This window comes from Pseudomonas sp. BN505 (genome assembly GCF_029873175.1).
Taxonomy (GTDB): Bacteria; Pseudomonadota; Gammaproteobacteria; order Pseudomonadales; family Pseudomonadaceae; genus Aquipseudomonas; species Aquipseudomonas putida.
Genome location: NZ_SSOI01000013.1, coordinates 17493 through 35884, shown reverse-complemented (window position 1 = coordinate 35884; position 18392 = coordinate 17493). Strand labels below are relative to the sequence as shown.

Sequence of the window (18392 nt, the reverse complement as noted above, 5' to 3'; positions counted from 1 at the left end):
CACTCGTCAGGTGCCGCTCGGCGCTTTATTTTTTGCGGGGATGCAGCGCCTCGTTCAGCTGGTCGATCATGGGTATCCAGTCAGCGTCGGCGGTGTAGCTTTCCTTGAGAAAGGCTCGTTGAGAGTCGTTCCAGAATGGCGCATCCACCAGCTTCACATCTTCATCGAGTGGTGAATGGGTTGTGATGAAACGATCGATTTCTACCGGGTCGTCAGGAAGACCCAGTTGCTTGAAAATTTCCGAAAATGGATGAATCGGCTTGTCCATGGTTCCTCCTGGGCACCAGCCTGGTCATCGACGACGCCAGACTGGTATGGGTTGAAAGCATCAGCACAGCTCGCGCACTTCGGCGTGCGGCACCAACTTCATGTACTGCTCCATGCTCATGTGGATCAGGTGATCGTGGTCACCCGCCTCCAGATAGACATCGCCTTGGCGAGTAAGACTCGGATCAAGCAGCATTTTTATCTGGTAGGCGTCGCCAAGGGCCGGTACGGCGCCGCGCTCGCAGTCGCCGAACAGGCTCGGCAGGCCGCTTTCGCGGGTCAGTTGCCAGGCCCCGGACATGCGCACCTTGGTCATGTCCAGATGCCGGTTGGCCGGTAGCACGGCCATGATGTAGTTGCCATGCCGGTCATCGAGCATCACCGACTTGGCGACCCGCTCGGCGGGCACGCCGGCCGTACGGGCCGACTCCAGGCTGGTGGCCGAGTGTGGATGAGGAATGATGTCGTAGTCGCAGTTGGCCTTGTCCAGGCGGGCCTGCAGGGTCTTTGCCATACGCATGATGCACCTCCGGTTTCGCCCCCCAATCTCCAATTTTAGGCCGGCTGGCGCCAGCCAGGGCTAAACTTGTGTAATAGGGCCAAACGAGGTGACGACAGGTGATCGCCCGCTGCTGGCGCTGGCTGTTGCTGCTGTTGCTGCTTGGCATCACGCCAGGTGGTCAGGCAGCGCCCGGTGCAGTGTGGGTGCTGGGCATCGATGATGCCATCGGCCCGGCCAGCGCCGACTACCTGGTACGCAGCCTCGACCAGGCCCAGGCCCAGGGCGCGCAACTGGTGGTGATCCGCATGGACACCCCAGGTGGCCTGGACAGCGCCATGCGCCAGATGATCAAGGCGATTCTCGCCAGCCCCGTGCCGGTTGCCACCTACGTGGCCCCAAGCGGTGCCCGCGCTGCCAGCGCCGGCACCTATATTCTCTACGCCAGCCATGTTGCCGCGATGGCCCCCGGGACCAACCTGGGGGCCGCCACGCCCGTACAGATTGGCGGCCCCCCAGGTGCGCCCAAGGACGACAAGACCAAAGGCAGCGATGATGAAACCTTGTCCCGCAAGCAGGTCAACGATGCCGCTGCGTACATCCGCGGCCTGGCGCAGCTGCGCGGGCGCAATGCCGATTGGGCGGAGAAGGCCGTGCGCGAGGCTGTCAGCCTCCCTGCCAGCGAAGCCTTGCGGCTGAATGTGATCGACCAGGTAGCTGACGACCTGCCTGCCCTGCTGCGCAAACTCGACGGTAAAACGCTGGAGGCCGCCGGCCAGCCACACCAGTTGCAGACAGCCGGCGCCAGCCTGGTGGAGCACCTGCCGGATTGGCGCACCCGGGTACTGGCGGTCATCACCAACCCCAGCGTGGCGCTGATCCTGATCATGGTCGGCGTTTACGGCCTGTTGTTTGAATTCATGAGCCCCGGCTCTACCGTGGGAGGCGTGGTCGGCGGCATCTGCCTGCTATTGGCACTGTACGCCCTGCAGCTGTTACCGGTGAGCTTCGCCGGGGTGGCGCTGATCTTGCTGGGCATCGCTTTCATGATCGCCGAAGCCTTCCTGCCCAGTTTCGGCGTGGTCGGGTTTGGCGGCATCGTTGCCTTTGTGGTCGGCGCGCTGATCCTGATCGACACTGACGCACCCGGCTTCGGCATCCCGCTGGCCTTGATCGGTACCCTGGCAGTGCTCTCGGCGCTGTTGATCGGCGGGGTGCTGGGCATGGCCCTCAAGGCACGCCAACGGGCGCTGGTCAGCGGTGACGCGGGGCTGGTCGGCAGCCTGGTCACCGTCACCCAAGTGATGGCAGGCAACCCGTTCCGTGGCGTGGTACTGGCCCAGGGCGAGGAATGGCAAGTGCAGTGCGCAACGCCGCTGCAAGCTGGCCAGAACGTGCGGGTGACCGCGCGCCATGGCGTGATGCTGGACGTGAGCGCCGCCGCGCCTGCGGCGCAAGGAGAATAACCATGTTCATGCAACTGGGTTTTGGTGCCGTGCTGATCGTGCTGGCGATGCTCTTGCTGTCGGCGTTTCGCATCTTGCGCGAATACGAACGCGGCGTGGTGTTCCAGCTGGGGCGCTTCTGGCAGGTGAAGGGGCCGGGGCTGATCCTGTTGATCCCGGTGATCCAGCAAATGGTGCGGGTAGACCTGCGCACCGTGGTGCTGGATGTGCCACCACAGGATGTAATCACCCGCGACAACGTTTCGGTCAAGGTCAACGCGGTGCTCTACTTCCGCGTGCTCGACCCGCAAAAGGCGATCATCCAGGTCGAGGACTTTCTGGTAGCCACCAGCCAGTTGGCCCAGACCACGCTGCGTGCGGTGCTGGGCAAGCACGAACTGGATGAGCTGCTGGCAGAACGTGAGCAACTGAACGCGGACATTCGCCAGGTGCTGGACGCGCAAACCGATGCCTGGGGCATCAAGGTGGCCAATGTCGAGATCAAGCATGTCGACCTCAACGAATCGATGATCCGCGCCATCGCCCGGCAGGCCGAGGCCGAACGCGAACGGCGGGCCAAGGTGATCCATGCCGAGGGGGAATTGCAGGCGTCGGAGAAGCTGATGCAGGCTGCGCAGATGCTGGGCAAGGAGCCTGGGGCGATGCAGTTGCGCTATATGCAGACGCTGGGGGCGATTGCGGGGGACAGGACCTCGACCATTGTCTTCCCGATGCCGGTGGACTTGCTGACGGGGCTGGTAGACAAGCAGAACAAATAAAGGCCGCTCCACAATCCCTGTAGGAGCAGCCTTGTGCTGCGAAGAGGCCGGTAAGGCTAAAGATCACCTTCGGCTGCAATGACCTCTTCGCAGCACAAGGCTGCTCCCACAGAGTGTGTGTTTGCGCCCCCGTGGCCCGATCAGATCGGTGCGCGACGCAGGGTAGCGAGGAAGGTCGCCGCCCCAATGAACAATCCGGCAAACGTCCGGTTCAAGCGTTTCTGCTGCTTGGGTGTACGCAGCAGGCGCAACACCCGCGAGGCCAAACCGGTGTAGCCCGCCATCACCAGCATGTCCACGGTGATCATGGTCACGGTGATTGCCACATACTGCGGCAACAGCGGTGCATGCGGGTTGATGAACTGCGGCAGTACCGCCAGCATGAACACCAGTGCCTTGGGGTTGCTGACGTTGACCAGAAAGCCGCGGAACACCAGGCTCAGCGGTTTGCCGATAGGGCGCACGCCGGACTCATCGGACATGTCCATCGGCAAGGCGCGCCATTGCTTGTAGGCCAGGTATACGAGGTAGGCAACGCCGAACCATTTGATGACCTGGAAGGCGGTGGCCGAGGCGGCCAGGATGGCGCCGACGCCGGCGGCAATAATGGCGATTTGCACAATCAGGCCCAGTTGCAGGCCCAGGGCGTTCCAGTAACCACGCCAGAAGCCGTATTGCAGGCCGCTGGACATCGAGGCAATCGCCCCGGCACCGGGTGACAGGCTGATCACCCAACAGGCGGCAAAGAAGCCCAACCATACTTCCATCGACATCACACACCTCGCTCGAACACTTGTTGCAAAAGGTTAAGCTAAGGTTTTGGTGAAAAAATAACCAGCGATTTCTGATGGATTTTCTATCGCCTGTACCGGCCTCTTCGCGGGCGCGCCCGCTCCCACAAGTACTGTGCAGTTTTCAGACCCTGTGGGATACCTGTGGGAGCGGGCATGCCCGCGAAGGGGCCAATACAGCTTCAGTCAGCTTCGGCAGCTGTTTCTTTGTGCAGGGCCTGTACCTCGGCCCCGCGCCAGCGCCGGACCGACTTCTGGAAGAACTGGCTATTGGGCACCTGCACCAGCGCCCCGCCCGCTTCGGGCATTTCCAGCAGGGTGGTAAACAGCAGGTTGATCGCGATCACCCGGCCTTTCACGCCCGGCTTGTCCAGGGTGTCGACCAGTTCGACCACATCACCAATGCGAAACGGCCCGACCGTGAAGATGAGCACCGCGCACAGCAGGTTGGACAGCACGCTCCACATGGCGAAGAAGGCCACCGCCGCCACCGCGACAAAGCCGGACAGCGCCGTCCACAGCACGGTCGCCGAAACGCCCAGGCGCTCCAGCACGAACAGCAGTGCGCTGCCCATGATCAGCCAGCGCAGGCCGCCACGCACCGGTACCAGCAGCTCTGGTGGCAGCGGGTAACGCTGGCCCAGGCGGCTCAACCCGCGAGCAACGATGCGCTGCAGGACGAAGGCCGCCACCAGGATCAACAGAATCTGCAAGCCCAGCCAGAAGGTGTCCATCCATTGCCCTGGCAGCAGCGAACGCAGTTCCTCCATCAGGACAGCGCCTCGAGCTCGGCCTGCATGCTTTCGAGGGTTTCCAGCGCTTCCATCCAGGCTTCTTCCAGCTCGCCTTCGCGTTGCTTGAGCTTGGTCTGGCGCGCCAGCAGGTCACGCAACTCGTCCTTGCGCGCCGCTTCGTAGAGGCCACCGTCACCCAGCGCGGTCTCGATCTCGGCCAGTTGCACGTGCACCTGGTTGAGCTCGGTTTCCAGCTTGTCGGCCGCCTTCTTGTGCGGGGCCAGTTGCTGGCGCAAGGCTGCGGCAGCCTGGCGCTGGGCTTTCTTGTCGGTCTTGTCCGGGTTGACCGGGGCCGTACTGGCCGGCGCGCTGCGCTGGCGGTACTCGACCAGCCAGCGGCTGTAGTCGTCCAGGTCTCCGTCGAAGGTTTCGACCTTGCCATCGGCCACCAGCAGGAAGTCGTCGGTCGTGCTCTTGAGCAGGTGACGGTCGTGCGACACCACCACCACGGCACCGGCAAACTCCTGCAACGCCATGGTCAGCGCCAGGCGCATTTCCAGGTCCAGGTGGTTGGTTGGTTCGTCGAGCAGCAGCAGGTTCGGCCGTTCCCAGGCAATCAGCGCCAGCGCCAGGCGGGCCTTTTCGCCACCGGAGAAATTCACCACCGGCTCGTCAGTGCGGGCGCCATGGAAGTCGAAGCCCCCGAGGAAGTCGCGCAGGGTCTGCTCGCGCTCGGTGGGAGCAATACGCTGCAGGTGCAGCAGCGGGCTGGCCTTGTCGTCCAGCGAGTCCAGCTGGTGCTGGGCAAAGTAGCCAACCGCCAGGTTCTCGCCACGGACCAGGCGGCCCGACAAAGGCTCCAGCTCACCCGCAAGGTTTTTGATGAGGGTCGACTTGCCGGCGCCGTTGGGCCCGAGCAGGCCAATGCGCGCACCCGGGGTGAGCTGCAGCTTGACCTTGTCGAGGATGGCCTTGTCGCCATAGCCCAGGCGGCCTTCGGACAGGCTCAGCAACGGGCTGGAGATTTTCTGCGACTCGCGGAAGACGAAGTCGAACGGCGAGTCGACATGCGCAGCCGACAGCTCCTCCATGCGCTCCAGGGCCTTGATCCGGCTTTGTGCCTGACGGGCCTTGGTGGCCTGGGCCTTGAAGCGGGCGATGTACTTTTCCATGTGCGCGCGCTGTGCCTGCTGCTTCTCGTAGGCTTGCTGCTGCTGCGCCAGGCGTTCGGCACGAGTGCGCTCGAAGGCGGAGTAGCCGCCCTTGTACAGGTTCAGCTTGCGCTGCTCGACGTGCAGCACATGGTCGACCACGGCGTCGAGGAAGTCACGGTCGTGGGAGATCAGCAACAATGTGCCGGGGTAGCCCTTGAGCCAGTCTTCCAGCCACAGGATGGCGTCGAGGTCCAGGTGGTTGGTGGGCTCGTCGAGCAGCAGCAGGTCGGACGGGCACATCAGCGCCTGAGCCAGGTTCAGGCGCATCCGCCAGCCACCGGAGAAGTCGCCGACGCGGCGGTCCATCTGCTCGTTGGTGAAGCCCAGGCCCGCCAGCAATTTGCGCGCACGGGCGTCGGCGGTATAGCCGTCGGCGCCTTCCAGCTCACTGTGCAGGCGCGCCAGGGCGGTGCCATCGTGGGCCTGCTCGGCCGCAGCCAGTTCGGCCTGGACCTTGCGCAGGCGAAGATCGCCGTCGAGCACATAGTCCACGGCCAGGCGGTCGAGGGTGTCGACCTCTTGGCGCATGTGGGCGATGCGCCAGTCGCCGGGCAGCTGGCAATCGCCACCATCGGGCGACAGCTCACCGCGCAGCAAGGCGAACAGGCTGGATTTCCCGGCGCCGTTGGCGCCGATCAGGCCGGCTTTGTGACCGGCGTGCAGGGTCATGTCGGCGCCGTCTAGCAAGCGCTGCGGACCACGCTGTAAAGTGAGGTTGGTTAGTCTGATCATGATGGTCGCGGAGTCTACCAGCTTCCTCGGCCCATAGCGCGAGTGGAACCATGCACACCGACCTGTGGAATTACGCCTTGGCCCTGTATGCCAGGCCCGGCGTGGAAGCGGCCTGCCTTGAACTCCAGGCGCAGGGTGGCGATGTCTGCCTGCTGCTGTGCGCCACCTGGCTGCAGGCACGTGGCGTGGCCCTGCTGGACGCGCGCGCGCAAGCCCTGCACGACATTGCCGAGCCCTGGCAGCGGGAAGTGGTCGGCCCGTTACGCAGCCTGCGCCAGCAATGGCGAGCGTCAGCGTCGGGTGATACGCAACTGGCGGCGTTGCGTGAGCAGGTGAAGGGGCTGGAATTACAGGCAGAAAAAGCGCTGCTCGCGCGTATGCAGGAATGCTCGCGACAGTGGCCCGCGGACTCCCATGAGCCCACGGACGACTGGCTGGCCCGGCTGGCGCCGGAGCCTGCCCGACACCACGACGCGCTGGATGTGTTGCGCGTCGCGGCGGCTGCGCTTCAGGACGCCGAAGACGGTGCCTGAGTCGGGGTGCTGGCAGGTGCCGACGGTGCTGCCGAAGCGGCTGGGGTGGCCGAGTTGGTTGCTGCGGCCGGGGTGCTGACGGCTGGCGTAGCAGGTTTGGCGTCGGCTGGCTTGCTGGCAACAGGCTTGGCGGCAGATGGCTTGGCGGCCGGACGTGCAGGAGCCTTGGCGGCAGCAGGCTTGGCCGCTGGTTTCGCAGCTGGTTTCGCGGCAGCGGTTTTGGCTGGCGCTGGCTTGGCTGCAGGTTTGGCAGCGGCAGCAGGCTTGGCCGCAGGTTTGGCGGCAGCACTCGCTTTGGCAGCTGGCTTCGCTGCGGGTTTGGCAGCAGCAGCCGCTTTGGCAGCTGGCTTCGCGGCAGGTTTGGCTGCAGCAGTAGTCTTGGCAGATGGCTTCGCAGCAGGTTTGGCTGCAGCAGTGGCCTTGGCAGCTGGCTTCGCGGCAGGTTTGGCTGCAGCAGTGGCCTTGGCAGCTGGCTTCGCGGCAGGTTTGGCTGCAGCAGTAGTCTTGGCAGCTGGCTTGGCGGCAGGTTTGGCAGCAGCAGTAGCCTTGGCAGCCGGTTTAGCGGCTGGCTTGGCAGCAGCAGCGGTTTTGGCAGCTGGCTTGGCGGCAGGTTTGGCTGCAGCAGTAGCCTTGGCAGCTGGCTTCGCGGCAGGTTTGGCTGCGGTGGTTCTGGCAGCTGGCTTGGCAGCGGCAGGCTTGGTGGTTTTGACGGCGCGCTGGTCAAGGGCTTTGGCGGCGGCTTCGCGAACCTTGCCTACACCCTGGGCCAGCTTGAGGCTGTCCTGAGCATCGCGCTTGAGTTGCTGGATATAAGAGCGGGTCTGGGTTTGACGTTCCTTGAGGGCATCGAGCAGCCCTTCAAGTTCACCAACGGCTTTTTGCGCTTTGGACTGCGCCTTGGCTTTGCCTGCCTTGGCGGCGTCCTGCAATTTCAGGCGACCGTTGTGCAGTTTTTCCTGGGCCTTGCCACGCTGCTTTTCCAGTTTGGCCAGCAGTTTTTCCGCATCAGCCAGCGCTTGCGAGCAGGCATCTTCCAAGTGTTCGAGCAGGCTGCCCGAAAGTTGCTGGAGCAGGTGTAACGGCGTACTTACTGGCTTCTTTTTGGCCGACATGGTTTACCTCCTGGCTGACGAGATTGCGGCTCATACTATGCTTCTGCTGCTACCGCCGCTAGGGCATGTTGACAGTAATATTTACGCCGCGTTGCATGCCTGGGCAAAGTTGTTATCTTGCAGCTGCGTGAAAGTGTAGTTGCTGAATTAATCATTGCTGATATTTGGGAGTCAGGGCATTGCCTCGATATCTTGTATTAGGTTTATGCCTGCTGGTGCCAGTTGCAATGGCCGACAGCAACGACCATGACCTCGCCTACAGCCTGGGCGCCAGCCTGGGCGAGCGTCTGCGCCAGGATATGCCTGGCCTGCAACTGGACGCACTGGTCGAAGGCCTGAAACAGTCCTATCAGGGGCAACCCTTGAAGCTCGACAAAGCACGTATGCAGGCCGTGCTCCAGCAACACGAAGCCCAGGAAGGTGACGCCGCCACGCAGAAGTTGCAGGCAGCCGAAACACGCTTCATGGCCAACGAGCGTGGCCGTTATGGGGTACGCGAACTACCGGAAGGTGTGCTCTACAGTGAACTGCAGCCAGGCACAGGCGCGCAGCCCAAAGTTGGCGGTAAAGTGCAGGTGCGCTATGTGGGCAGGCTGCCGGATGGCTCGGTGTTCGACCAGAACCAGGCGCCCCAGTGGTTCAGCCTGGATTCGGTGATCGAAGGGTGGCAGGTGGCCTTGCCAAAGATGCACGCCGGGGCCAAATGGCGCCTGGTAATCCCGTCAGCGCAGGCCTACGGCGCCGAAGGCGCAGGTGACCTGATCGCACCCTATACGCCCTTGGTGTTCGAGATCGAATTGCTGGCGGTTGGCGACTGACGCCAACCTTCAGGCCTCGACTGTGCCCTCTTCCTTGTGCGCGTTGTGCAGCACTTCGATCAGGCAATCTTCGAGTTCGAAGCGCTCGTGCAGCAGGGCACCCAACTTGGTCAGCTTCTCGGCAAAACGAGCCGGGTCCGAGCACTCACCTTTTGTACAATGATCGTTGAAGGCCAGAGCAATCTGGGTACTGTCATCGATGCGAGGATTGATCTGCGTGGCCAGCTCCAGACCGCGCGTGTCACCAAATTCCTTGGCTTCACTGACCAATTGTTCGCTGACCTCGAAGTGCCACGCCGAAACGTAGTCGACAAGGAGAGCACAGAAGTCCCCGTGCGTATCCTTGTCGGCGAAGGCCGGCTTCACATCGCGCAAAGCACGGAAAGCCTGCACCAGTTCCTGGCGCTCATCCAGCCAACGGTCGATCAGCTTGTGAACCCCACCCCAGCGTTCCTGGGCATTCTGACAACTATCGAGCATGGCAATCTCTTCCCTTCTGGGTAGATGCCGCTGCACCTCGCACCACGACCGCGCAGCACAAAGGTGACATCAGCAGGACGGCATCGAGCAGTTGTATTTTCGGTATGCGTGCTGGGAGATTATTCCCGCGCGTGCTGCCCATCAAGGTACGCAGCGGACAAAGTTCATACAAGTGTTTAATACCCTGTTAATACGCCATTGGTCGCGCTAGTGGCCCAGCCTTGTTCCAGGTCAACTTCTTGCCAGGGTGCGGAAACGATACGCCAGCAGGCAACTCAAGGGCGGCACGGCCAGCAACAAGAAGGCCAGCAGGCTCCACTCAGGCAGCGTCAGGTCGAGAAAGCTCCAGGTCAGCGAGCTGCATTCGGGGCCGCCGAGCAGCAATTGCCGCGCCGCCTCGCTCCAGGATTGCTCGAACACACGCCCGATCGGTACCGGGCATACAGGGATAGCACCGCTGGCCCCCTGCAACCAGACATGCCGTGCCGCCAGCAACGCGCCAGCCAGCGTGCAGCCCAGCGTCGCCCGTGCGTAATGGAGGGTGCCCTGCGTGCCTGGTGCCTGCAGCACCGCCGCCAGGCTCAGCAGTGCGTACACCGCTAGCAGCAGCCGCTGGCTGAAGCACAACGGGCATGGCACCAACCCCCGTATGTTTTCCAGGTGGTATGACGCGACCAGCACCGCCAATGCGGCCAGGCAGGCAGGAAGGAAAAAGGTGCGCAAACGGGCCGGAAGCATGGGCGGTGAAAGTCCCGGGGAAGATGTTGTGGTGTGAGACGGTAGAGGAAAGATGCGCTTTGTATCAAGGCGCAACAGTAGCGACAAGTCGCTGAATGGCGTAGGAAATTTCAAGCGATACGGTAGGAGGCGGCTGAGGAACTGCACTGCAGATCTAACTGGCAGCAGTAGAAAAGTTACCCAACGCCAAAGCCCGCACCTTGGCGCGGGCTTTGGGGTGGGTCAGGCGCGTACGCCTTCTGGCAGGGGCAGCGCCAGCAGGCGCTCGTCCAGCAGGCCAAGGCCCTCCTGGAACAGCTGGTTGCTTCGCTCGGTCTCGCCCAGGCCAGCGAGCAGGCGAGCCAGTTCGGCACAGGCCTCGGGGTTGCGTTCCATGCGCAGGCTGCTTTCCAAGTAGTCCCGCGCCTTGCCCCACAGCCGGTTCTGCAGGCTCAGGCGGCCCAGGGTCAGTAACAGGCTGGCGTCTTGCGGGTGATCCTTGAGCCAGCCTTCGGCGGTTTGCAGCTGGCGCGCCGGGTCATCACCGCGCACCAGGCCGTACAGGCGGGCCAGGTGGCTTTCGTATCCACGCTTGAGGGCGGTGCGCAACACCTGCTCGGCTTCGTTCTGGGCACCTACCTGGCGCAATTGCTCAGCGTAGGCCAGCACCAGTTGCGGCTCCTGGCGCTGGGCCGCGGTCAGCTGCTGCCAGGCGCGTTCCAGGGCCTGACGTGCGCTTTGCGCATCTTCGCCACGGGTGGTGGCCAGGCTCAGGTTCTGGCCCCAGGCGCGTTGCTCCAAAGCGGCCAGCTCCGCGGCAGGCAGCACCTTGCCCTTGCGCAGGTCTGGCAGCAGGCGAATCAGTGCCGACCAGTCACCGCGCTGCAGGTACAGGCGCTGCAGCAGGCGCAGCACCTGGCCGTTGTGAGGGTGGCGTTCCTGCATGGCCAACAGGGTTTCCAGGGCGCCGTCACTTTCACCACGGTCCATCTGCAACTGTGCATGGGTCAGGGCGATGGCCAGTTCTGCTTGCGGCTGACGCTCCAGCGCGCGCTCCAGCAGGTTGTCGCTGTCTTCGGTGCGGCCCTGCTCGTTGGCAGCACGGGCGGCACCGAGGTAGTACAGCAGCGGCTGGCGTTCAGCCTCGGCGGCACGGTGCAGGTGGCGTTGAGCACTGGCCCAGCGGCCCTCGGCAAGGTCCAGCTGGCCCTGTTCGATGGCCAGACGGATGCGCCGGCTGCGATTACGCCGCGACCACGGGTTGACCACACCGCTGGAGGTCAGCACCAGGCCGACCAGGTAACGCAACAGCCACAACAGAGCGACCACGGCCAGCAGCCCGGCCAAGGCCGCCCACAGCCCCGATTGATAGCGGAAGCTTCCATAGGAAAGCAGTACGTAACCGCTGTGCTTGGCGACCGCAATACCCAGTGCCGCGGCAATCACGATTGCCAGCACGGCCAGCAGGTAGACACGCTTCATGGTTTGCCCCCTTCAGCCTCAGCCGGCAGGTGACGGCGCTGAATGTAGGCCTGCACGGCCGCCAGGCTTTCGCTGAGGTCGGGGGTAACCACCGACACCGGCTGATCGGCCAGGGCATTGAGGCTCTCAAGCATGGCCTTGCTTTGCGGGTTGTCGGCGTTGAAGTTGGCCAACAACACGCTGCGGGCGTCGTCCAGTGCCTGGGTGTAGACCTTGGCGTCACCATTGAGCGCCGCCCACTGGGCCTGCTCGATGGTCAGGCTCAGGGCCAGGCGCAGCTGGTTCAGTTGCTGGCCGGCCAGCAGTGGCCGCACGTTTTCATCGGCGTTGAAGTCGATCTGGAAGTACTTGGAGATTTCTGCCCACCACTGCGACAGCCGGCTGGCACCATCGCCGTCGGCGGTCAGGGCACCCAACGCATCGGCATTGCTGTCGAACTCGGGCGATTGCGCACTCAGCTGCTGTACCAGCTCACGCTGTGCAGCCAGTTTCAGGAACAGGCCGGTACGGTCCGGTTGCTGGGTGCTGTTGAGCGTGGCCAGGCTGCGTGCCAGTTGCTCACGGGCAGCGAAGGCTCCCGGGTCGCTCTGCTCGCGCAGGATCTCGTCGGCGCCTTCGACCAGGGCCTTGGCGCTGGTGATGTCCTGCAAGGCCGACAGGCGCAGGGTAGCCAGGCGCAACAGGTGCTCGGCTTCAGCCAGGCGCCACTCTTTGCGGCTTTCGCCTAGCACGGTTTCCAGGCGCTGGCTGAGACGCTGCTGGTCGCCCTGCAATTGCGCCACCAGGCGCCGGCGGTCTTCCAGCTCGCTGGCCGCCGGCAGGCTGGCCAGTTGCGCGCTGATCTGCTGTTCGCGCTGCTGCAGGGCTTCGGCGCGCTGGGTGAGCGCCTCGATGTGCTGGCCCTGGTTGAACTCGCTGCCTTGCAGTTGACGTACCTGCCAGACACCCCAGCCACCTACTGCCACCCCGGCCGCACCCAGCAGCAAGGCCAGCGCTGCCAGGCCACTGCCGGAGCGCTTGGCAGGTGGGGCGGTGACAGGTTCCGCCGGCGCCTGTGCCGACGGCTGATCATTATTGGACAAGACAGTCTCGCTCACGTATCCATCCTTTGCATGGGGGCGCATCGCGTTCAGCTTAGCGCCTTAAGAGGCAGGTGCAGCGCTGCGCTGCACGGCTACCAGCAAAGCCGTGGCACTGGCGCCACGGCAATCCACAACCTGTTGGGCCCCGGCGGCCCGGGCCTGTTCGGCAACCCGTGGGCTGGGCACGAACAGCGGCAGGCGTGCCAGCTGCGGCCAATCCGCGCCGGCCAGCTGCTGCAGATGTTCAAAACCCTGCCCACTGCTGACCACCAGGCCATTGAGGCGTTCCGCTTCGATGCGGCGCTTCAGGGTGCCCGCCGGGTAATCCGGCAGGCAGCGACGATACAGTTCCAGATATTCGACACTAGCACCTTGCTCTGCAAGACGCTCTGCCAGCAGTTCGCGACCTCCGACGCCGCGCACGACCAGGACACGCGCTGCAGGCACGGCAACGGCCTGAAGCAGGGCCGGTAACGCCAGCAAGGCTTCGCTGTCATCGCCACGCGGCGGAGTGTTTACCTCCAGCCCGGCGCCCTGCAGCACTGCAGCGGTTGCCTCACCCACGGTGAACCAGCCTTGCCGTGGCGGCTGCAGGCTGGCTTCGGCCAGTTGCTCAAGCAACAACCGGGCAGCTGGCTTGCTGACCACGATGATCGCCTGGAAGTCATGCAGGCCTTCCAGCAGCAGACGTTGCCGGGGCTCCACGGTGACGGGCTCTATCGCCAGCAGCGGCAGGCAGCTGCTGCCCACCCCCGCTGCCGCCAGGCTTTGCGCCAGCGCCGCACAGTCCTCGGCAGGCCGGGTCAGCAGCAGGCGCCATTGGCTCACGGGTGGCCGGCCTCGCCGTAGACTTCCTTGAGGATGGCCTCGGCACCTTGGCCCAGCAGGTCTTCGGCCACCTGTACGCCCAAGGTCTCGGCAGCAGCGCGATTGGCACGGGCTTCGGCCACCAGCAGGGTACCCCCGCTCGGCTGGCCAACCAGGCCACGCAGCCAAAGCTGGTCACCTTCGAGCACCGCGTAGCAGGCAATCGGCACCTGGCAGCCACCATTCAGGTGTTTGTTCAGGGCGCGTTCGGCCACTACCCGGTCGGCGGTGTCGGCATGGTGCAGCGGCGCCAGGAGTGCGTGGATCTCGAGGTCGGCACTGCGGCACTCGATGCCCACCGCACCCTGGCCGCCAGCCGGCAGGCTGTCATCGACGCTGATGGTGGCGGTGATGCGGTCTTCAAAGCCGAGGCGGATCAGGCCGGCGGCGGCGAGGATGATGGCGTCGTACTCGCCGGCGTCCAGCTTGGCCAGGCGCGTGTTGACGTTGCCCCGCAGGAAGCGGATTTGCAGGTCTGGGCGGCGCGCCAGCAACTGGGCCTGACGGCGCAGGCTGGAAGTGCCGACGATGCTGCCGGCAGGCAGCGCTTCAAGGCTGTCAAAGGTGTTGGAAACGAAGGCATCACGCGGGTCTTCACGCTCGCAGATGCAGTACAGGCCCAGGCCTTCGGGGAAGTCCATGGGCACGTCTTTCATCGAATGCACGGCGATGTCGGCTTCGTTGTCCAGCAGGGCGGTTTCCAGCTCCTTGACGAACAGGCCCTTGCCGCCGATTTTTGCCAGCGGCGCGTCGAGCAGCTTGTCACCCCGGCTGACCATGGGCACCAGGGTCACCAGCAGACCGGGGTGGGCCTGCTCCAGGCGGGCTTTGACGTATTCGGCCTGCCACAGGGCCAAGGCACTTTTACGGGTGGCAATGCGGATTTCGCGAGTGGACATGGAACGCCCCGATCCAGAGAAATGCCGCCGATGATAACAGCATCTCCTTTATCGCTTGCAGATGTGGATCAGCTGAGGGCCTCTTCGCGGCTAAAGCCGCTCCCACAGGGTGAGGTGCCGCTCTACAGCCCAATGATCAACCTGTGGGAGCGGATTTACCCGCGAACAAGGGCGCAGCCCTTGCCATGCGGGCGCCGTATCAGAGGGTCTGCATCATCTTGCGCACGCCGGCAACATGCCGGCGGCTGACTGTCAGGGCATCACCGTCCAGGCCTTTCAGGTACAGCTGAAAGTGCCCCAGCGGGGTACGCTGCAAGCGTTCTATGCGCTCGCGGGCAACCAGCGCATTGCGGTGAATACGCACGAAGCGTTCGCCAAATTCATCCTCCAGGGCTTTGAGCGGCTCGTCGAGCAGCACTTCCCCGGCCTCGTGGCGCAAGGTGACGTATTTGTGGTCGGCAATGAAATAGATCACCTGGGGCAAAGGAATCAGCTCGATGCCTTTACGCGTGCGGGCACTGATGTGGCTACGTGGGCCGCCACCTTCATTGGCCGGCCGGGTAAGCGCCGCCAACTGGGCGCGGTTGGGTTTTTCGGCCTTGCGCAAGGCATCGCGCAACGCCTGGGTCTGGAACGGCTTGGTCACATGGCTGAGGGTACTGTCCTTGAATGCCTCGGCACCGTATTCGTCATCCCCGGTGCAAAACACCACCGCCGGCGGCGCCTCGCGTTCGCACAGGCGAGCGGCTACCTGCAGGCCATCCAGGCCTGGCATGCCGATGTCCAGCAGGACCACATCGGGCTTGAGGCTTTCGATCAGCGCAAGGGCCTCCTCGCCGTTGGTGGCGCTAGGCTCCAGCACGGTGTAACCCTCCAGTTCGCCGAGTAGCCGGCTGAGGCGTTCACGGCCTTGGGGTTCGTCATCAACGATCAGGACATTCATAATTGCGCTGGATTCCTGAATGAGTCTCGCACAGGTATAGCGTAGACAGGTGTGGTTCGAGCGACACTGCGGTCACGCTCTAGACCGGTGCGATGGCCAAAGATTCACTCGGACGGCAGATTCACCGCCAGTCCTTTGTCCAACTGTAGACGGTCCGTGGAACACTGCCGTTCATTCCTTAAAATCCTTCTCTGCCATTTTCCGGGCATTTCTCTCGACCGGCGCCCTGCGGCAGCCAGCCCAACCCTGCTATTATCGGCGCCACTTTTTCGTTCACGCCTGCAATGAGTGAATCCATGAGCACCGACAAGACCAATCAGTCCTGGGGCGGCCGCTTCAGTGAGCCCGTCGACGCCTTCGTCGCCCGTTTCACCGCCTCGGTCGATTTCGACAAGCGCCTGTACCGCCACGACATCATGGGTTCGATCGCCCATGCCACCATGCTGGCGCAGGTCGGCGTGCTCAGCGATGCCGAGCGCGACACCATCATCGATGGCCTGAAGACCATCCAGGGCGAAATCGAAGCCGGCAACTTCGACTGGCGCGTCGACCTCGAAGACGTGCACATGAACATCGAAGCACGCCTGACCGACCGCATCGGCATCACCGGCAAGAAGCTGCACACCGGCCGCAGCCGCAACGACCAGGTGGCCACCGATATCCGCCTCTGGCTGCGCGACGAAATCGACCTGATCCTGGCCGAAATCACCCGCCTGCAGCAGGGCCTGCTGGAGCAGGCCGAGCGTGAAGCCGAAACCATCATGCCCGGTTTCACCCACCTGCAGACGGCTCAGCCGGTCACCTTCGGCCACCACCTGCTGGCCTGGTTCGAAATGCTCAGCCGCGACTACGAGCGCCTGGTCGACTGCCGCAAGCGCACCAATCGCATGCCCCTGGGCAGCGCCGCGCTGGCGGGCACCACCTACCCCATCGACCGCGAACTGACCTGCAAGCTGCTGGGCTTCGAAGCCGTGGCCGGCAACTCGCTGGACGGCGTGTCGGACCGTGACTTTGCCATCGAATTCTGCGCCGCTGCCAGCGTGGCGATGATGCACCTGTCGCGCTTCTCGGAAGAGCTGGTGCTGTGGACCAGCGCGCAGTTCCAGTTCATCGACCTGCCGGACCGCTTCTGCACCGGCAGCTCGATCATGCCGCAGAAAAAGAACCCGGACGTGCCAGAGCTGGTACGTGGCAAGAGCGGCCGCGTGTTCGGCGCCCTCACCGGCCTGCTGACCCTGATGAAAGGCCAACCGCTGGCTTACAACAAGGACAACCAGGAAGACAAGGAGCCGCTGTTCGACGCTGCCGACACCCTGCGCGACTCGCTGCGTGCCTTTGCCGACATGATCCCGGCGATCAAGCCAAAGCACGCCATCATGCGTGAAGCGGCCCTGCGCGGTTTCTCCACCGCCACCGACCTGGCCGACTACCTGGTACGCCGTGGCCTGCCGTTCCGTGACTGCCACGAAATCGTTGGCCACGCTGTGAAGTACGGCGTGGACACCGGCAAGGACCTGGCCGAGATGAGCCTGGACGAACTGCGCCAGTTCAGCGACCAGATCGAGCAGGACGTGTTTGCCGTGCTGACCCTGGAAGGCTCGGTGAATGCCCGTGACCACATTGGTGGTACGGCACCGGCGCAGGTACGCGCTGCCGTTGTTCGTGGCAAGGCGCTGCTGGCTTCGCGTTAAGCCAGCCTCGCAGCCCTGCTTTTTGTAGGAGCAGCCTTGTGCTGCGAAGAGGCCGGTGCAAACACCATGGATAGAGGGTGTTTGCACCGGCCTCTTCGCAGCACAAGGCTGCTCCTACAGGTTCAGCGCTAGCTCCGGTTAGCGTTTACCGCTGCGAATCATCTCCATGAAGGCCGGCATCGACGCTTCCTTGTCCGCCACGATCCGCGCCATGTGCGGGTTCTCGCCCATCAGCTGCAGCAACGCCTTGGCCTGCGGGAAGTCGGCCAAAAAGTCGATGTTCAGCACTTTCTTGCCCACGGCATAAGCCAGGTCGACCGAGAAGCAGAACATCAGGTCTGCCAGCGTCAGCTGCTCACCCGCAACATAGGGCGCAAAGCGACCGTTGCGCTTGAGGGTGGCAAAGCCGGCCAGCAAATCGGCACGCGCTTTCTCTTTGACCAAGGGCTCAACCGACATGCCGAAGAACGACTCGGCATAGCAAGTACGCGCCGGCAGCTCGATGTACAGCTCGATTTCCTTGAGCAGCTCACGCACCTTGGCCTGCCCGAACGGGTCGGCCGGCAGCAGTGCCTTGCCGCCTTGGGTCTGCTCGATGTAGTCGAGGATTACACTGGTTTCGCTGAGGAAGCCGTGCTCGGTCTGCAGCACCGGCACCTTGCCCCGCGGGCTCACTTCCAGCGCCTGTGGCGCCTGGCCGCCATAGAAGGTGACTTCTTCGAAGGGCAGGCCTTTTTCCAGCAGGGCCAGCTTGACCATGTTGTAGTAGTTGCTGACCGAGAATCCATGAAGCTTGAGCATGAGGTAACAGCCTCCAGGCCGTAAGGGGTTGGCCCGGCTTTTATAGACCCTAAGCCCGCCCCTGACCAGCGTCATGCACCCCGTCAATGCCCGGGCATTGCCGCCACGGGCGTGGCACACTGTGCATCCCATCACAGGAGTACCGCCATGAGCGAGCCCACCGACATCGACAATGACGACGAAGCCTTCGCCGAGGCGACACTGACCCAGGCCATCGAAAACCAGATTGAAAGCGGCGAACCGCCTGCGGCCAAGGCCACCTTCAACAAGCTGACCCTGGTCGGTTACGAGCGCGAGGACATCCTCAACCTGATGGCCCATGTGCTGGCCTTTGAAATCGACAACATGCTGGTGGAAGACCGCGCGTTCAACGGCGAGTGGTACGAGAACGCCTTGCGGGCGCTGCCGGAGCTGCCGCCTGAGATGGATCAAGGCGAGGACGAATAACCCGACTACACTCGAAGGTCAGGCACCGTAAGCGGTGCCGCCATCCTTGTCTGGAAGTC

At 63.6% G+C, this 18392-nt stretch carries 20 protein-coding genes; 6 read left to right on the top strand and 14 right to left on the bottom strand.

The genetic code is table 11. The features are described from left to right. Positions 1–25: 25 nt before the first annotated feature. Positions 26–268: a DUF2789 domain-containing protein gene (locus tag E8E78_RS01000; RefSeq protein WP_016484357.1), complete on the bottom strand. Its 243-nt coding sequence runs from the start codon at positions 266–268 to the stop codon at positions 26–28. Positions 269–328: 60 nt separating this feature from the next. Further along, positions 329–787, bottom strand: coding sequence for a YbaK/EbsC family protein (locus tag E8E78_RS00995; RefSeq protein ID WP_016484356.1), 459 nt, complete (start codon positions 785–787; stop codon positions 329–331). Positions 788–885: 98 nt separating this feature from the next. Here E8E78_RS00995 and E8E78_RS00990 point away from each other — a divergent pair, with 98 nt between their 5' ends. Continuing rightward, entirely contained in the window at positions 886–2232 is a 1347-nt protein-coding gene (locus E8E78_RS00990) for a nodulation protein NfeD (RefSeq protein WP_049274580.1), read from the top strand. Between the two features lie 2 nt (positions 2233–2234). After that, positions 2235–2990 carry a slipin family protein gene (locus E8E78_RS00985; RefSeq protein ID WP_049274581.1) on the top strand — a complete coding sequence of 252 codons (756 nt, stop codon included), beginning with the start codon at positions 2235–2237 and terminating at the stop codon, positions 2988–2990. Positions 2991–3130: 140 nt separating this feature from the next. On the opposite strand, the gene E8E78_RS00980 is transcribed toward E8E78_RS00985, so the two are convergent. From E8E78_RS00980 to E8E78_RS00970, 3 genes are all read right to left on the bottom strand, one after another. Next, positions 3131–3763: a LysE family transporter gene (locus E8E78_RS00980; RefSeq protein WP_049274582.1), complete on the bottom strand. Its 633-nt coding sequence runs from the start codon at positions 3761–3763 to the stop codon at positions 3131–3133. A 200-nt stretch (positions 3764–3963) separates the two neighbouring features. Further along, positions 3964–4551, bottom strand: coding sequence for a mechanosensitive ion channel family protein (locus tag E8E78_RS00975; RefSeq protein WP_016497491.1), 588 nt, complete (start codon positions 4549–4551; stop codon positions 3964–3966). Next, a complete protein-coding gene (locus tag E8E78_RS00970; RefSeq protein WP_049274583.1) occupies positions 4551–6461 on the bottom strand; it encodes an ATP-binding cassette domain-containing protein in 1911 nt (636 codons plus the stop codon). The genes E8E78_RS00975 and E8E78_RS00970 overlap by 1 nt, the downstream gene beginning before the upstream one ends. 50 nt (positions 6462–6511) lie before the next feature. Between E8E78_RS00970 and E8E78_RS00965 the strand changes: the two genes are divergently transcribed. Then, complete coding sequence (locus E8E78_RS00965; protein ID WP_049274584.1) at positions 6512–6994, top strand: TIGR02444 family protein; 483 nt, start codon at positions 6512–6514, stop codon at positions 6992–6994. Here the strand turns inward: E8E78_RS00965 and E8E78_RS00960 are convergent. Then, positions 6970–8106, bottom strand: a complete 1137-nt coding sequence (locus tag E8E78_RS00960; protein ID WP_280312381.1) for an AlgP family protein — start codon at positions 8104–8106, stop codon at positions 6970–6972. The genes E8E78_RS00965 and E8E78_RS00960 overlap by 25 nt on opposite strands. A gap of 179 nt (positions 8107–8285) precedes the next feature. On the opposite strand from E8E78_RS00960, the gene E8E78_RS00955 reads away from it, so the two are divergent. Further along, complete coding sequence (locus tag E8E78_RS00955) at positions 8286–8924, top strand: FKBP-type peptidyl-prolyl cis-trans isomerase (RefSeq protein ID WP_049276106.1); 639 nt, start codon at positions 8286–8288, stop codon at positions 8922–8924. A 9-nt stretch (positions 8925–8933) separates the two neighbouring features. Here E8E78_RS00955 and E8E78_RS00950 read toward each other — a convergent pair whose 3' ends face one another. The 7 genes from E8E78_RS00950 to E8E78_RS00920 form a co-directional block, all read right to left on the bottom strand. Then, entirely contained in the window at positions 8934–9404 is a 471-nt protein-coding gene (locus tag E8E78_RS00950) for an Rsd/AlgQ family anti-sigma factor (protein WP_016497486.1), read from the bottom strand. A gap of 231 nt (positions 9405–9635) precedes the next feature. Further along, the gene (locus E8E78_RS00945) at positions 9636–10142 is read right to left on the bottom strand and encodes a disulfide bond formation protein B (RefSeq protein ID WP_049276107.1); all 507 of its coding nucleotides are present in this window, start codon (positions 10140–10142) and stop codon (positions 9636–9638) included. Between the two features lie 222 nt (positions 10143–10364). Beyond that, a complete protein-coding gene (locus tag E8E78_RS00940) occupies positions 10365–11603 on the bottom strand; it encodes a heme biosynthesis HemY N-terminal domain-containing protein (protein ID WP_016497483.1) in 1239 nt (412 codons plus the stop codon). After that, complete coding sequence (locus E8E78_RS00935) at positions 11600–12700, bottom strand: uroporphyrinogen-III C-methyltransferase (protein ID WP_016497482.1); 1101 nt, start codon at positions 12698–12700, stop codon at positions 11600–11602. Before E8E78_RS00935 ends, E8E78_RS00940 begins: the two co-directional genes overlap by 4 nt. A gap of 45 nt (positions 12701–12745) precedes the next feature. Beyond that, the gene (locus tag E8E78_RS00930) at positions 12746–13513 is read right to left on the bottom strand and encodes a uroporphyrinogen-III synthase (RefSeq protein WP_049276108.1); all 768 of its coding nucleotides are present in this window, start codon (positions 13511–13513) and stop codon (positions 12746–12748) included. Continuing rightward, positions 13510–14451, bottom strand: a complete 942-nt coding sequence (gene hemC, locus E8E78_RS00925; RefSeq protein WP_049276109.1) for a hydroxymethylbilane synthase — start codon at positions 14449–14451, stop codon at positions 13510–13512. Before hemC ends, E8E78_RS00930 begins: the two co-directional genes overlap by 4 nt. Positions 14452–14650: 199 nt before the next feature. Continuing rightward, a complete protein-coding gene (locus E8E78_RS00920) occupies positions 14651–15394 on the bottom strand; it encodes a LytTR family DNA-binding domain-containing protein (RefSeq protein WP_049276110.1) in 744 nt (247 codons plus the stop codon). Positions 15395–15690: 296 nt separating this feature from the next. Between E8E78_RS00920 and argH the strand changes: the two genes are divergently transcribed. After that, positions 15691–17085, top strand: a complete 1395-nt coding sequence (gene argH, locus E8E78_RS00915; protein WP_014861057.1) for an argininosuccinate lyase — start codon at positions 15691–15693, stop codon at positions 17083–17085. A 138-nt stretch (positions 17086–17223) separates the two neighbouring features. On the opposite strand, the gene E8E78_RS00910 is transcribed toward argH, so the two are convergent. Then, positions 17224–17886 (bottom strand): glutathione S-transferase, encoded by a 663-nt coding sequence (locus tag E8E78_RS00910; RefSeq protein ID WP_016484339.1) that lies wholly within the window; start codon positions 17884–17886, stop codon positions 17224–17226. Between the two features lie 147 nt (positions 17887–18033). Here E8E78_RS00910 and E8E78_RS00905 point away from each other — a divergent pair, with 147 nt between their 5' ends. After that, entirely contained in the window at positions 18034–18333 is a 300-nt protein-coding gene (locus E8E78_RS00905) for a hypothetical protein (protein ID WP_016497478.1), read from the top strand. The last annotated feature ends 59 nt before the right edge of the window (positions 18334–18392 follow it).